17 protein-coding genes are annotated in these 14,988 nt (G+C 39.1%); 11 read left to right on the top strand and 6 right to left on the bottom strand.

The features are described from left to right. Positions 1–26 precede the first annotated feature (26 nt). Positions 27–323 carry a thioredoxin family protein gene (locus CBG49_RS08015; RefSeq protein ID WP_009412254.1) on the bottom strand — a complete coding sequence of 99 codons (297 nt, stop codon included), beginning with the start codon at positions 321–323 and terminating at the stop codon, positions 27–29. Between the two features lie 136 nt (positions 324–459). Between CBG49_RS08015 and ffh the strand changes: the two genes are divergently transcribed. Genes ffh through CBG49_RS07970 form a run of 9 tightly spaced genes read left to right on the top strand, consistent with a single transcriptional unit; the run spans position 460 to position 8,352 of the window. Then, on the top strand, positions 460–1,794 hold the full coding sequence (gene ffh / locus CBG49_RS08010; protein WP_088594089.1) for a signal recognition particle protein: 1,335 nt from the start codon (positions 460–462) through the stop codon (positions 1,792–1,794). Between the two features lie 12 nt (positions 1,795–1,806). Continuing rightward, the gene (locus tag CBG49_RS08005) at positions 1,807–2,262 is read left to right on the top strand and encodes a DUF2750 domain-containing protein (RefSeq protein ID WP_088594088.1); all 456 of its coding nucleotides are present in this window, start codon (positions 1,807–1,809) and stop codon (positions 2,260–2,262) included. Between the two features lie 21 nt (positions 2,263–2,283). Further along, on the top strand, positions 2,284–3,162 hold the full coding sequence (gene folD, locus CBG49_RS08000; protein ID WP_088594087.1) for a bifunctional methylenetetrahydrofolate dehydrogenase/methenyltetrahydrofolate cyclohydrolase FolD: 879 nt from the start codon (positions 2,284–2,286) through the stop codon (positions 3,160–3,162). Positions 3,163–3,197: 35 nt separating this feature from the next. Further along, positions 3,198–3,524 (top strand): YtxH domain-containing protein, encoded by a 327-nt coding sequence (locus tag CBG49_RS07995; protein ID WP_009412249.1) that lies wholly within the window; start codon positions 3,198–3,200, stop codon positions 3,522–3,524. Between the two features lie 6 nt (positions 3,525–3,530). Continuing rightward, positions 3,531–3,899 carry a phage holin family protein gene (locus CBG49_RS07990; RefSeq protein WP_009412248.1) on the top strand — a complete coding sequence of 123 codons (369 nt, stop codon included), beginning with the start codon at positions 3,531–3,533 and terminating at the stop codon, positions 3,897–3,899. After that, the gene (locus tag CBG49_RS07985; RefSeq protein WP_088594086.1) at positions 3,886–4,143 is read left to right on the top strand and encodes a DUF6327 family protein; all 258 of its coding nucleotides are present in this window, start codon (positions 3,886–3,888) and stop codon (positions 4,141–4,143) included. Before CBG49_RS07990 ends, CBG49_RS07985 begins: the two co-directional genes overlap by 14 nt. After that, positions 4,140–5,429, top strand: a complete 1,290-nt coding sequence (gene rodA / locus CBG49_RS07980) for a rod shape-determining protein RodA (protein WP_088594085.1) — start codon at positions 4,140–4,142, stop codon at positions 5,427–5,429. The genes CBG49_RS07985 and rodA overlap by 4 nt, the downstream gene beginning before the upstream one ends. A gap of 18 nt (positions 5,430–5,447) precedes the next feature. Continuing rightward, a complete protein-coding gene (locus tag CBG49_RS07975) occupies positions 5,448–7,181 on the top strand; it encodes a MutS-related protein (RefSeq protein WP_088594084.1) in 1,734 nt (577 codons plus the stop codon). A gap of 25 nt (positions 7,182–7,206) precedes the next feature. Further along, on the top strand, positions 7,207–8,352 hold the full coding sequence (locus CBG49_RS07970; protein WP_088594083.1) for an MFS transporter: 1,146 nt from the start codon (positions 7,207–7,209) through the stop codon (positions 8,350–8,352). Here the strand turns inward: CBG49_RS07970 and CBG49_RS07965 are convergent. The 3 genes from CBG49_RS07965 to CBG49_RS07955 form a co-directional block, all read right to left on the bottom strand. After that, entirely contained in the window at positions 8,305–9,099 is a 795-nt protein-coding gene (locus CBG49_RS07965) for a lysophospholipid acyltransferase family protein (RefSeq protein ID WP_088594082.1), read from the bottom strand. The two genes, CBG49_RS07970 and CBG49_RS07965, sit on opposite strands and share 48 nt — an antisense overlap. 68 nt (positions 9,100–9,167) lie before the next feature. After that, on the bottom strand, positions 9,168–9,686 hold the full coding sequence (locus CBG49_RS07960; RefSeq protein ID WP_088594081.1) for an inorganic diphosphatase: 519 nt from the start codon (positions 9,684–9,686) through the stop codon (positions 9,168–9,170). 82 nt (positions 9,687–9,768) lie between these two features. Then, positions 9,769–10,689 (bottom strand): hypothetical protein, encoded by a 921-nt coding sequence (locus CBG49_RS07955; protein ID WP_088594080.1) that lies wholly within the window; start codon positions 10,687–10,689, stop codon positions 9,769–9,771. A gap of 104 nt (positions 10,690–10,793) precedes the next feature. On the opposite strand from CBG49_RS07955, the gene CBG49_RS07950 reads away from it, so the two are divergent. Further along, a complete protein-coding gene (locus tag CBG49_RS07950; protein WP_088594079.1) occupies positions 10,794–11,978 on the top strand; it encodes a glutathione binding-like protein in 1,185 nt (394 codons plus the stop codon). Then, complete coding sequence (locus tag CBG49_RS07945) at positions 11,975–12,886, top strand: phosphatase domain-containing protein (protein ID WP_088594078.1); 912 nt, start codon at positions 11,975–11,977, stop codon at positions 12,884–12,886. Before CBG49_RS07950 ends, CBG49_RS07945 begins: the two co-directional genes overlap by 4 nt. A gap of 426 nt (positions 12,887–13,312) precedes the next feature. Here CBG49_RS07945 and lipB read toward each other — a convergent pair whose 3' ends face one another. Together lipB and ypfJ are read right to left on the bottom strand one after the other, a co-directional pair. Then, positions 13,313–14,011: a lipoyl(octanoyl) transferase LipB gene (gene lipB / locus CBG49_RS07940; protein WP_088594077.1), complete on the bottom strand. Its 699-nt coding sequence runs from the start codon at positions 14,009–14,011 to the stop codon at positions 13,313–13,315. After that, entirely contained in the window at positions 13,989–14,864 is an 876-nt protein-coding gene (gene ypfJ / locus CBG49_RS07935) for a KPN_02809 family neutral zinc metallopeptidase (RefSeq protein ID WP_088594076.1), read from the bottom strand. The genes lipB and ypfJ overlap by 23 nt, the downstream gene beginning before the upstream one ends. Positions 14,865–14,988 lie beyond the last annotated feature (124 nt).

Genomic DNA, 14,988 nt, shown 5'->3' with positions numbered 1-14,988 from the left:
TAGATTGTTGCTCTCTTATTTTTATATTAAAGAAATTTATTGAGCTCCATTAGTAACACTTCGCTGTCTTGGAAGCCCTCTGCGCGCCAAATAAGACTGAGTTTATTGAATATAATAACTGTTGGCAAAGCACTTATCTTCAAAGCTTTGCTCAATTCAGCATTTTTATTTACATCTATTTTCACTACCTTTACACGCTCTCTAAGTACTGAAGCCACTTCGCGTAACACTGCATTCATATGCAATGAAATCTCTATACCTTCTGAATAGAAACAAAGGAGCACTGGAGTATTTACATTGATGACATCACCAAATTTCTTCATACTTTTGTGTTTAATAATGCGACAAAAGTACAAAGTTTTTTTGAATTACAAACACATTTTATTTATTTTTTATCTCTTTACTTTTTAGTTTCCACTTTTTTTACTACTTTTGCCCAAGTTTTTAAACCAGAAAAAAATGTTTGATAATTTAAGTGATAAATTAGAAAAAGCCCTACATAACCTAAAGGGACACGGAAAAATTACTGAAATAAACGTCGCTGAAACGCTAAAAGAAGTACGTCGCGCGTTACTTGATGCCGACGTCAATTATAAAATAGCCAAAGATTTTACAAACAACGTAAAAGAAAAAGCCTTAGGTCAGCAGGTACTCACCACCTTACAACCTGGTCAGTTAATGGTGAAAATTGTAAAAGATGAACTCACTCAACTGATGGGAGGTGATGCTGCAGGTGTAAACCTATCAGGAAACCCTACTATTATCTTAATGTCGGGATTGCAAGGTTCTGGTAAAACTACTTTCTCAGGAAAATTAGCTAACTATCTCAAAAATAAAAAAAATAAAAAACCTTTACTCGTCGCTTGCGACGTTTATCGTCCTGCTGCAATTGACCAATTACACATCGTTGGTGAACAAGTAGGTGTACCCGTATTCTCCGATAAAGACAACAACAACCCCGTAGATATCGCCCAAAAAGGAGTGCAATACGCCAAAGAAAACCACCTAAACGTCGTGATTATAGATACTGCTGGTCGATTGGCTGTCGATGAGCAAATGATGAATGAAATTTCCAACATTCACAAAGCACTAAATCCACAAGAAACTCTTTTTGTAGTTGATGCGATGACGGGGCAAGACGCCGTGAATACCGCTAAAGCTTTCAACGATGTACTCAACTTCGATGGGGTTATCCTCACCAAACTCGATGGTGACACCCGCGGTGGGGCAGCTATCACTATCAAATCGGTAGTGAATAAACCTATCAAATTTGTGGGTACTGGTGAAAAAATGGATGCTATTGATGTGTTCTACCCTGAACGTATGGCCGACCGTATCCTCGGTATGGGCGATGTGGTATCATTAGTAGAACGCGCTCAAGAGCAGTTTGACGAAGAGCAAGCGCGCAAATTGCAAAAGAAAATTGCTAAAAACCAATTTGGCTTCGACGACTTCCTCGAACAAATACAGCAAATCAAGCGTATGGGTAGTATGAAAGACCTACTTGGTATGCTTCCTGGGGTAGGTAAAGCTGTAAAAGATCTCGATATCAAAGACGATGCTTTCAAACACATTGAAGCTATTATCCACTCAATGACTCCAAAAGAACGCAGCACCCCTGCTATCATCGATTTGAACCGTAAAAAACGCATCGCTAAAGGTAGTGGTCGCGATATTCAGGAGGTAAACCAACTGATGAAACAGTTCGAACAAATGAGCAAAATGATGAAAATGATGCAAGGTGGAGGCGGTAGAAAGATGATGCAGATGATGCAAGGAATGAGACAAAAATAAATTAATACAAATATGTTAAAAAAATTCATTGAAACCATAGTTAAGAACAAGGAAGTGTTCTACTTAGAGGTAGACGAATCCTTTGCAATGTGTGGCTCACAAACTTTCTATATTGAGGAAACCAAAGAGGCTATTCCTGTAGCACTCTTTTGGGAAGATGAAAAAAATGCTGCCGCTTGCAAAGCCGACGAATGGGCTAAAGGAATCGTAAAATCAGCTACCTTAGAAGAGTTTATCGAAATTTGCTTTGGAATGCAAGTAGAAACAATGGCCGTAGGTATTGGTTTCAAAGCTGATTTATCAGGAGGAGAAGAACTTGTGCCTGTTGATTTGGTAAAAGCATTGGTAGACGAAATCGACAGAACCAAAACAGCCGTTACTTTTAGTGAATCGTTCGAATCATTAGCCCAAGTAAAACAACTCTTAAATCAAATAGAACTCGATATCACCGATGAAGAAGCTCTCTAACCACTAAAAACACAATCAATAATGACTATTTTAGACGGGAAAAAAACTTCTGAAGACCTCAAACAAGAAATTGCTGAGGAAGTAAAGCAATTGAAAGCTAAAGGTAAAAGAGTACCACATTTAGCAGCTGTATTGGTAGGCAACGATGGGGCAAGTCTTACCTACGTGGGGAGTAAGGTGAAAGCTTGCGAACAAGTAGGCTTTGAGTCTACTTTAGTAAAACTTCCTGCTAACATCAGTGAAGAGGCGTTACTACAAGAAATTGAAAAGTTAAACGCTAATCCTGAAATTGACGGCTATATAGTGCAATTACCACTACCTAAACACATCAACGAGCAGGAAATACTTTTAGCCATAGACCCCACAAAAGATGTAGATGGTTTTCACCCCGCTAACTTCGGTAGAATGGCATTGGATATGGAGGCTTTCATTCCTGCCACTCCTTTCGGTATTATGGAATTGCTAAAACGCTACAAAGTGCCTACCAAAGGCAAACACGTGGTAGTAGTAGGACGCTCACACATCGTAGGTCGCCCCATCAGCATATTACTCAGCCAAAAGGGAGCCCAAGGCAATGCAACCGTTACCCTCACTCATAGTCATACCCCTAACCTCGCTGATCTTACACGTCAGGCAGATATTGTGGTAATGGCATTAGGTATTCCAGAATTTCTAAAAGGCAATATGGTAAAAGAAGGCGTAACCGTGATAGACGTAGGAATTACACGCCTAAAAGACGATAGCAACCCTAAAGGATACCGTATAGTAGGTGATGTAGCTTTCAATGAAGTAAAAGAAAAAGCGAGCTACATTACTCCTGTTCCTGGTGGTGTAGGACCTATGACCATAGCAATGCTACTGAGAAACACACTATTAGCTTACAAATGGTATAGAAATTGATACTTTTAAGAATAAACATTTAAATTTAGAATATTATGGCAAAAACAGCAAATGTATTATTAGGTTTGGCAGCAGGTACTGCCATTGGAGTAGGGTTAGGCATTCTTTTCGCTCCCGACAAAGGTAAAAACACTCGCGAAAAAATTAAAGACTCTGTGAGTGATAAAGCTGAAAAACTAAAAGAACAGCTTGAACGCTTAACCGATAGTGTAAAAGAAAAATCAGCTGAGTTTAAAGGTTCTTTAGAAGATAAAGTAGAGTCTTTACTTTCTAAATCAAGCTACAAAGCTGAAGATGTGATTACTTTCTTAGAAAAAAAATTAGCTGCCTTAAAAGAAGCTAACGCTAAACTACAGAAATAAACACTTATGTCTATCCATTCTATCAAAGAATCTTTTGAGGAAGTTCCTACAAAAGCAAGTTCCGCCCTTGATTCGCAAATCGCTTACTATAAATTATTTATTTTTAGATTCATAGGTAAATCATCCTATGCTCTCATCACTTTTTTTATAGTAGCTTTTGTTAGTTTGTTGGTATTGTTTTTCTTGTCCTTTGCTATAGCCTATGCAGTAGGCGAAGCATTGGGTAGCAACGCCTTAGGATTTGCTATTGTAGGAGCTTTCTATATATTGATTGCTATAATAGTATTGGCTTTCCGAAAAAAACTTATTGAAAGACCTCTATTAGAAAAACTCTCCGAAATCTATTTTAAAGTAGAACCCGATGACGAAGAATAAAATCTATCACTCTTTTGAAGAAATCGATAACGACCTTAAAATACTGCGTTTAGAAAAGGAAATAGATCGTTTGTCACTCACCCAACAAGTATCGGTAGCTGCTAAGAGTCTCACTCTTGGAAATCTACTCGCTAATACTTGGTTTTCTTTCTTGACCAACGAAAAAAGATGGCTTAACTTAGCTATCGAATACACCTTATTTTTCCTTTTTAGAAAAAAACTCAAATCTTATAACTATCAATGAAACATAGCCTTATAAAGAATCTGGATTGGATTTCGGTAATATTGTATTTATTATTAGTAATGTGTGGGTGGATTGCTATTTTCTCCACTACTTATAGCGACCTAAATGTTACTTCCATTTTCGACATCAATCAGTTTTATGGGAAACAGATGCTTTTTATAGGGCTCAGCTTCTTGCTGATTACTTTTATTTTGGCTTTAGACCCAAAAGTGTACTCTAATTTTGCAGTACTCTTCTATCTCATTGCTATTGTTTTATTGGCAGGGTTATTTATTTTTGGTAAAGAGACCAATGGCGCCAAAGCGTGGTATGCTATAGGCTCTATCACAGTACAACCCAGTGAATTTGCTAAAGTAGCTACGGCTCTTGCTTTTTCTCGCTATGTGAGTGATATTCACACTGATATTCGGCGTACTCCCGATCTCTTACGCGCTATCGCTATCATTTGTATACCTGCTTTTCTCATCTTGTTACAACCCGATGTAGGGAGTTTATTAGTATTCTTCTCATTAGCATTTGCACTCTTCCGTGAAGGAATGCCTTCTGCCCTACTCTTCTATCTCTTTTTATCAGGTGTAGTGTTTATCTCTTCGCTGAAATTTGGTACTACTTTCACTGTTTTAGCCTCTATTATCAGTATTGGGGCTTATGGATTTTGGCATAAAAAGAAAACTAACCGAATTCCTTTTCAGAATATTTTTATACTCTCGGTATTGTGCTTGCTAACAGCCTTCGCTACTCACCCCGTGTATGATAATGTACTGAAACAGCACCATCGCAATCGTCTAAACCTGTGGTTGCGCCTTGAAACCGACCCTCAGAAAATTGCAGCTATGAAGCGTGATTTTGCTTATAATACCAATATGGCGGAATCGGCAATTACCTCTGGAGGTGCTTTAGGAAAAGGATTCTTGGAAGGTACACGTACCAAAGGAAGTTTTATCCCTGAACAACACACCGATTATATTTTCACCACCATAGGCGAAGAATGGGGATTTGTTGGTACAGCTACTGTAGTAATACTATTCACCTTCTTACTCTTGCGACTCATTGTACTCGCCGAACGACAGAAAACAAAATTCAATAGGGTTTATGGTTATTGTGTAATCTCAATTCTGTTTGTACACTTCTGTATCAATATAGGTATGGTAATTAGTTTGATACCTACCATTGGTATTCCGTTGCCTTTCTTTAGCTATGGGGGGTCTGGACTTTGGGCATTTACTATCCTACTTTTCATCTTCTTACGATTAGATGCTAATCGCTTGAATGATTGGATTCGATAATAATTACGAATAATAAAAATGACAAACTCATATAAAGAAAAACTCACAGAAGCCACAGCACAATATCAAAAACTCAACAAGCAATACAACCAAATGGGGTTGCTACGATTGACTGATATGTTACTGATTATTGGCTTAGTATACCAACTCATCAAAGCCCCCTCTATACTGATGGGGCTCTTTTCTGTATTGGCTATTATCATCTTCTTTTTATTGATTGTAAAACACAAAAAGATAAGAGCTCGTCGCACAATTGCTAAAACTAAAATGCGCCTCAATGAGCAGGAAATTGCTTTTTTAGAACAACATATTTTCTTCACTGATAATGGTAGTGCTTTCCAACAAGAGAATCACCCTTACGCTTATGATTTAGATATTTTAGGTGAACGCTCACTTTATCACTACCTCAATCGCACGCATACTTTTTTGGGGAGAAAACTATTAGCAGAGCGACTTCTCTGCCCTATTCCAGAGCGTATTCTCGATACTCAAAAACAAATACAAACCCTTACTCCCGACCTTGATTGGCGACAAACCTTTACTGCTTATGCCCAACAAATAGACGATAGTGAGGAGTTCTACACCAAACTGAGTGCGTGGGCAAAAGCCCCTGTTAAACTGTTGAGCAATGCTATGCGCTATACGCTTATAGCTTTACCTATACTGCTTGTTGTATGTCTGTTAATAGGTTATGGTGAGGATAACGAACTGCTAAAAACTATAGGAAAGTTGCTGCTCACTATAAATTTAGTAATTTTCTTTAGTTTTGTAGGTAGAATCGCCAAAGAAAAATTAGGATTTGAGCGCACTTATACAATGTTGTATGCTTTCAGGGAATGTATAGCCCAAGTAGAAGCCCGTTTTCCTGAGAAAAACCAGCAAGCCAGCATTAAAATAGCCCAACTTTCGCGCTTGTTAGACGATTTAGACAGTGTAGGCAATATATTAGTCTCTATACCTCTCAACGCATTTTCTTTCTATCACATACATCGTTACCAACAACTTTTGCAATGGAAAGCACGCTATGCAGCCCATATAGAAGAGTGGTTGCAATCGGTGGGAGAGATTGAAGTGTTGTGTAGTTTTGCTAATTTTAGCTATAATCACCCTAATTTTGTATATCCTACTCTTAATAACAAGTACGAAATAGCTTTTGAGGCGGTAGGGCACCCGCTTATTCCTACTGAACACCGCGTTACTAACGATATTACTCTCAATGAGCAGGCTTTTATACTGCTTACAGGCTCTAATATGTCGGGGAAGAGTACTTTTTTGCGTACTTTGGGAGTGAATATGTTGCTCACTTTGGTAGGTTTACCAGTTTGCGCGCGTAAAGCCAATGTACACCCTTTGCGATTACTCGTTTCTATGCGTCTCGCTGATTCTCTCAACGATGGTAAATCATATTTCTTTGCCGAAATCAACCGTATACAGCAAATTGTAAAAACTTTAGAAAGCGAACGTTGCTTTGTACTCTTAGACGAAGTATTACGCGGTACCAATTCCGAAGATAAACAGCACGGCACTATTAAAATTGTAGAACGTTTGCTTTCCTTACAGGCTTTAGGAGTACTTGCCACTCACGATATAGAAGTGTGTAACCTCAGCGAACAATATCCGCTGCAATTACAAAATAAGTGTTTTGAATCAATCATTGAAAATGGGGAACTCACTTTTGATTACAAACTGAGAGATGGGGTGTGCAAAAACAAAAACGCTACCTTCTTGATGAAGAAATTAGGCATTATATAAAGAAATTACTTAAAAAAGAAAACTTATGATTAAAAAACTGTGGCCTCTTGCCATAGGAGGTTTAGCTTTAGGAGCTACCGAGTTCCTAATAATGGGATTATTACGTGTAATAGGTGAGGATATGCTTTTAGAAGATGCTATTACAGGGCGGCTTATTTCGGCTTATGCTATAGGTGTAGTTGTAGGTGCTCCAACACTCATCGCATTGGCAGCCTCATACAATCCTAAGAAGATACTATTGTTCTTTATGTTGCTCTTCACGCTTTTCAACGGGCTTTCAGTTTTTTCACCTAATTATACTACTTTGCTTTTAGCGCGTTTCTTTTCGGGGTTACCCCACGGTGCATTCTTTGGGGTAGGTGCTATTGTAGCCAAGCAGTTAGCCCCTAAAGGTAAAGAGGCTTTTGCCATTTCAATTATGTTTGCAGGGCTTACTGTCGCCAATTTGATAATGGTACCTTTGCTTACTTACATAGGAGCTTGGATAGGCTGGCGAACAGCGATGGGATGTGTATCGTCGTTAGGATTGCTTACAATGCTATCGATATTCTTTTTCTTACCCAATATAGAAAACAAAAGAGACCTTGGTATCAAGCGCGAAGTACGTTTATTTTTCAATAGAAGGTCGTTATTAGTTTTAGGTATTACTGCCTTAGGTTGTGGCGGGCTTTTTGCGTGGTTCAGCTATATACAACCCTTGATGATAGAGACGGCGCATATCAACCCTGATATGAAATCGGTGGTGATGGTAGTAGCAGGTGCGGGAATGGTAGTAGGTAACCTCTTAGGAGGCTGGATTACTGACCGCCTATTGCCTATCAAAGCGACTATTTACATCTCGTTGATGCTCATCAGTGTATTGCTATTAGTCTTCTTTTTCTCACATATTCAGCCTATAGCGTGGGTACTTACGTTTGTATGTGGAGCGATGTCGATGTCATTAGGCTCTCCGCTGAATATGCTTATTTTTCGCTGTGCTCCTCAATCCGAAATGATGGGAGCCGCTTTTATGCAAGCGGGATTCAACACTGCTAATTCTATTGGAGCTTATGTAGGAGGATTGCCGCTGCTCTATGGACTCAGCACCAATTACCCGTCGCTTATGGGTGCAGGTTTAGCAAGTTTAGGGTTGCTCTTGACTTTCTACCTTTGGCGTATTCTCAAGTTCTAATTTTTTTACTTTGAGGAATGATTCGTGTTGTTCGATAGCCATTTCAATTTGAGCTACAATTTCTTCAACTGTATCATTTTCATAATCAATCTGCAAAGGGGGTTTGATAATCATTGATTGTTGAACCCCTTTCTTTTTGATATTGATACCTTTTTTATCAAATGAACGGCGGAATCCATCAATTACGATAGGCACTACTACAGGTTTGTATTGCTTGATAAGGTGTGCCGTACCCTTGCGGATAGGTTTCCAAGGAGATGTAGTACCTTGTGGAAAGGTAATCACCCAGCCATCAGCAAGAGCAATTCCTATATTCTCTACATCTACTTGGCGTACTTCACGGTGTACTTCTTTACCTTTTTCACGCCAAGTTCTATTGACAGGAATAGCACCCGCATACCCTAATATTTTGGGCAATATCCCCGATTTCATTGTTTCGGAGGCTGCCACATAATAAATATTAAGTTTGGGATTCCACAAATAGCCTATATTATCTAAGGTATCTTTACGTCCTTTCAAACTGGCGTTGAATACGTGATACATAGCTGTTACATCGGCGAAATATGTTTGGTGATTAGAAATGAACATCACATTTTGTGGAGGCAATTCACGAATGATATCCGAGCCTTCAATCTTCAGTTGATTGAAACCATCATAACGACTGTGAGTAATGAGTCCAAAAACGCGAATGAGCCATTTCTTTACGAAAAGGGTGTGTCCGAAAGGGTCTTGTTTGAATAAAGGCATTGGTCAATTTATTGATTAGGTAATGAGGCAATGAGTTGATGTACAAATCAACTCATTGCCTCATTAGTTTAGTTTATTGAAAAATTTTTGCCACTATTGACATAGCGTTCTTTACATTCGTGATAAATTTTCACTGCTTCGTTTAGATCACCCCAACCGTTGATCGCTACTTTCTTCTTTTCTAAATCTTTATATACGCTAAAAAAGTGTTCGATTTCTTTGATAAGGTGAGGGTTCAAATCGCTAAGGTCGTTCATTTTATTCCATATTGGGTCGGAAACGGGTACGCAAATCACCTTTTCATCAGGACCTTTTTCATCAGCCATGTGGAATACTCCTATAGGTTTAACTTCCATTACACAGCCAGGGAAAGTAGGTTCGGTTACTAATACGAGCACGTCTAACGGGTCGGAATCTAAAGCTAAGGTTTCGGGCACAAAGCCATAATCGGCAGGATACATCATCGATGAGAAAATCATACGATCGTAACGCACTTTGTGCAATTTAAAATCATACTCGTATTTATTGCGACTCCCCTTGGGAATTTCGATGAGTACATCAAAAGATAGTGATTTATTTTCTGACATTTCTTTTTTATTCAATTAGCGTTTAGGGGGGCAAAAATAGTAAAAAAAGTGATATATACCCCATAACCCTACTTTTTTTGTTTTATAGTCTATTCGGTTTGCTATTGAGATTTGTAAAGTTTATTTTGCCTTCTTTATTTATAAGTTCTTGTCCTGCAGAGAGTTTTCCATACCAAAGACCATCAGACACATACCAATTAAGCGTTTTTAAACTTCTATTCGGTTCACCTAAGAGGTGAGAGTAATAAGTAGAATAGCTATCAAACAAAGTATTCCCTTTTTCAAATTCTTCTTTATAAAGAGCTAAGACATCGGTTATAGGCATTGGCGCATTGAGGGTTACACTTCCAAATGTAGGTGTTTTAAGGGGTATTTTACTTATACGTGTATTATCGTCTGACGAAAGGCTTTCCCAAAAAATAAAGACATCAGTTTGCGGAGCGAGTTCTGGTTTAAACAGATACAGCACGGGCGTTCCCTTGTAAATAGGCAAAGGGTAATCTTTGAGCATTTTGTTTATATCTACAGGTTCTTTACGGCTGATGAGAGGTTTTCTATTAAGTTCAGGCAGAGCATAATAGCGCACTTTTTGAGTTCCTACCACGGCATATTCTAAAGTAGTAGTAGAAGTGTTTTTTATCACGAGATAATCGCTCCCTTTAGGCTGATAATCATAATAAGGTTGATTGTAGAGATGCCACCTATCTCTACCATTAGATTCGTATATACTGTCGTACTTTGCCATCACTTTCTCTCCTCCTATCACAAAAGGAGTAGTTTTGCGCTCGGTTATCACAGTATTTTCTTTATTTCCAGCGATATAAGCTGAATAGCTCACCTCAACTTCAGCAGGAGTGCCATCGATAGTATTTACAATGAGATAGTTGTGTTGTAACAGAGCACGTTTATGTTCCGTATAAACCTCATCTTCTTTAATACAATCAACCTGAAAGCTAAAAATAATTGCTGTAAAAATGAATAATCGTTTGAAATAGGTCTTCATCGTTTTTCTTATTGTGTGACTACAAAAGTAGTATATTCTGTTTGATTAAGCAAATTATTTGTGTAATTATGTGCATTTTGTTACCTTTGCCACAAATTTAAGCGATGGAAGATAAAACACTTATAAAAAAACGTATTGATTGGTTTTGCAAGAACAAAATCAATGCTTTTTCGCCGACTATTTCACCAGCTCCTAAATCGGTAGGGCGCAATGAAATTGAAAGTCTTTATGAGGGCTTGCGATGGTTCTTTGACAGAGACATCAAAGAGATTTTAATACAGAAGAAATATATGGGTTCTTATTGTGATATTTACTTACATAAGAACTTAGAAGATAGTTATTTAGTAAGCCGAAATGGTTATAAAATCAATCATTTAGACCGTTCACAATGGGTGCCAGCGCTCACTCAGTTGCACGCTAAGTTCAGCTGGGATAATACGACTATTCGCATTATCCAATCGGAATTGATGCCGTGGTCGGCTTTAGGTAAAGGACTTATTACCAATGAGTTTTCGGCTTATTACATCTCTCATCAAATACATTGCGACTACTTGCAACAGAGCGACTTGTATGAAAAAATAAACGCTATCAGGCAAAAGCCTGAATACCTTGCTTTTGTGGCTGATGCCAAAGTACTCTCGGGCAAGGAACTGAAAGATAAATACCCTACCCATATCATTCGTCAATACCAATCGATACGCGATATGAAGCTACTCGATTTGCCTCATTATGAGAAGAATATTGCTCTGTTTAAAAGACAATTAGATATCTTTGGCAAAGACGCAACTGTTTACTTCAAACCTTTTAATATTTTAAAGGAAATCTACGATGACGGGACTGAGTATTTTGTGAATGACAACCTCAGTTTTGCACGTATTAACAGCGATGAATTTTTGCACTACACTTTTACGGATACTGCTGACTTTGAAGCCAAATACCCTGAAATACGCGCTTGGGTAGACCAAATGAACGCAAATGACGAAGAGGGGGTAGTTATCAAGCCTCGTAAGGCTTTTATACAAGGCATACCGCCTGCTTTCAAGGTGCGCAACAACGATTACCTCACACTCATTTACGGGGTGGATTTTCAAGACCGATTAGAAGAACAAATCACTAAACGCAATATCAAAGGTAAGCTGAAATGTTCTATCAACGATTGGGCTATCAATGCCAAACTTTTGCAAACGCCTTATAATGAAATTCACGAGGAGAATTACGAATTTAAAAACTTAGTACTCGACCGCATTTTAGGGGAAGAGGTAGAAAATCAATTAGACAGCAGACTATGAGTAAACTTCTTATATTGGTGGGTGCCCCAGGGTCGGGTAAATCTACCTTTGCACGTTATTTTTTACGTACCGAAGACAATTGGATACGCGTGAATCGCGATGACTTTCGCTTGATGCAGTTTGGTGATTCACTTATGATTCCGTTCTATGAAGAGCGCATTAGCAAAATGGTAGAAGCCTCGGTGCTCACCTTGCTAAAAAGCGATACCAATGTGATTATCGATGCTACAAACACATCGCTGCGCACCATTGAGGATATGATTCACACTTATACTGAATACGCTGATATCAGTTTTAAAGTATTTGATTTACCTGTAGACGAATTAGTAAAACGCTGTGATAAACGCTATGAAGAAACGGGAAAATTCATATCTAAAAGTGTGGTAGAGAGAAATGTGGCTAACCTAAAGCACACTCTCGAAAAATTTGATTTTGCTCCTATTCCTCGCAAAGTACAAGTGGCAACTAGCAGCTATGCTACTCAAGATAAGCACCTACCTAAGGCTGTGATTTGCGATTTAGATGGTACTCTTTCCTTGCTCAATGGTCGTGATCCTTACAACGCGGCGACTTGTGATAACGACTTGCTGAACGCACCTGTAGCTGCTGCTTTGAAAATGGCTAAACAACAAGGTTATCAAGTGATTTTGCTCTCGGGGCGCGAAGATAAATTCCGCGAACCTACAGTGCGTTTTCTCGATAAACACCAAATAGGTTACGACTTACTGCTGATGCGCACCTCTAACGATTTCCGCAAAGATAACATCATTAAAAGGGAACTTTTTGAGGGTGAAATACAAGGAAAATACTTTGTAGAATTTCTTTTAGATGACCGCAATCAAGTGGTAGATATGTGGCGTAAGGATTTGCATTTACCTTGCTTTCAAGTGAATTACGGGGATTTTTAGGTTGATTGTTTTTTGGGGAGAATCGCAGAGAAACTTGGAGAATCGCAGGGTTTTTGGACAAGGTCAGACAAGGCGGACGGGGCAGAGAAGGGGTAATGTACCGTATTTGCGTTTTAAAGCCTACCCCCGTTGAAGGTGTCCGAAAAGTTTTATTTAAGTGGGCGTTTGCAAAACGCCCGTACATAACATACTTCAAAAAATTATTGATAATCAGAGTAGTCAACTTTGCCAAAGGTTGTAGCACGACGAGCAATTAAAACTTTGGCAAAGTGTAGCGACGCAAGCCTACCCCCGTTCCCCCTTCCGAAGGAAGGGGGCAATCCGCAAAAGCGATTTTGAGACTTTTCGGACAGCCTCACAATACGCAAAAGCTACCTTTTTGATGAGAAAACATCTTCTACATTCAAGTTATTAAGGTAGCTTTTTTTATATCAATTCAGCTTCAAACATTTCTTTGAAATGCTTTAGGATATGCGATTTTACTTCGGCTATATCCACTTTATCTTTGGCTAATTCTACATTTAGTGAGGTTACTGCCTTACCGCGAATTCCACAAGGGATAATATTATCAAAATATCCCAAATCAGTATTTACATTTAGGGCAAATCCGTGCATCGTTACCCAGCGGGAACAGCGGACGCCCATTGCACAAATTTTGCGAGCAAAAGGAGTTCCTACATCAAGCCAAACGCCTGTTTCACCTTCACTGCGCTCTGCTTTGAGACCATAATCGGCAAGAGTGCGAATGATCACTTCTTCTAAAAAGCGAAGGTACTTGTGGATATCAGTAAAAAAGTTATCTAAATCTAAAATAGGATAGCCTACAATTTGACCAGGACCGTGATAGGTGATATCCCCTCCCCTATTAATTTTATAGAAAGTAGCTCCTTTTTTCTTTAATCCTTCTTCATCAATGAGCAAATTTTCTATATGTCCGCTTTTACCCAAGGTATAGACGTGAGGATGCTCTACAAAGAGAAAATAATTATCGGTTGGTAAGTGAGTGTTATTAGCTCGGTTATTTGTTTTCTGCTCGACAATTTTTTGAAAGAGGTTTTCTTGGTAGTCCCAAGTTTCCTTATAATCTTTATTGCCTAAATCTCTAACGATTACTTGTTTGTTCATAAATAGTTTGAATATTACCCTGACGGATGTCGCCAGTGTTATAGCCTTTGGTAAACCAATATTTTCGTTGTTCGGAAGTACCGTGAGTAAAGGAATCGGGGACTACGTGTCCTTGCATACGTTTTTGTATAGCATCATCACCTACAGCATTTGCGGCACTAAGTGCTTCGTCGATATCATCGGTATCCAAATATTTTTGATTGTGGTGCGCCCAAACTCCTGCATAGAAATCGGCTTGCAACTCTTGAGCTACTGACCATTTATTGGCAGCAGCCTTAGAGAGCCCTTGTTGTTTTTGGCGTACTTGCTGAGAGGTACCCAAGAGCGTTTGAATATGATGCCCCACCTCGTGAGCCATCACATAAGCGATAGCAAAGTCGCCGCCTTTAGCTCCGAATCGAGATTTGAGTTCTTCAAAAAAGTCCATATCCATATAGAGCTTTTGGTCGGCAGGGCAATAAAAAGGACCTACAGCTGCCGTAGCATTACCGCAACCGGTGCTGACATTTTCGGTGAAGAGTACTAGGGTAGGTTTTTTATAGGTACCTAATCCATTTTGAGCAAATACTTTTTCCCAAACATCTTCGGTATCAGCGAGTACTGTGGCAGTAAATTCGCCTATTTTTTTCTGTTCGGCAGTGAGTTCTACACGTTCTACTGCTTGTTGTGTTTGGTTACCACCTGCTACTTGGTTTACAACAGAGGCTACTTGTTGTCCTGTTTCACCACCAAATAGTTGCAATAATACAACGATGATACCGACGATACCACCGCCAGCGATAAGTCCGCCTTTGCCGCGCATACCACGGCGATCGTCAACATTGCTACTTTGACGTCTTCCTTCCCATTTCATAGTTTTTTCTTATTTTGAGTTTTCGGGGGCAAATGTAGTAATAATTTGTGAATTTGCCAATTTGCGAGGGAGAATTGTGCGATGCGCCAATTCCGGAGGCTCAAGCTGCAAGCTTGCACGGTGG

The organism is Capnocytophaga endodontalis (genome assembly GCF_002209445.1).
Classification (GTDB): Bacteria; Bacteroidota; Bacteroidia; order Flavobacteriales; family Flavobacteriaceae; genus Capnocytophaga; species Capnocytophaga periodontitidis.
The sequence above is the reverse complement of the archived record's forward strand: the minus strand, read 5'-3'. Positions and strand labels throughout refer to the sequence as shown.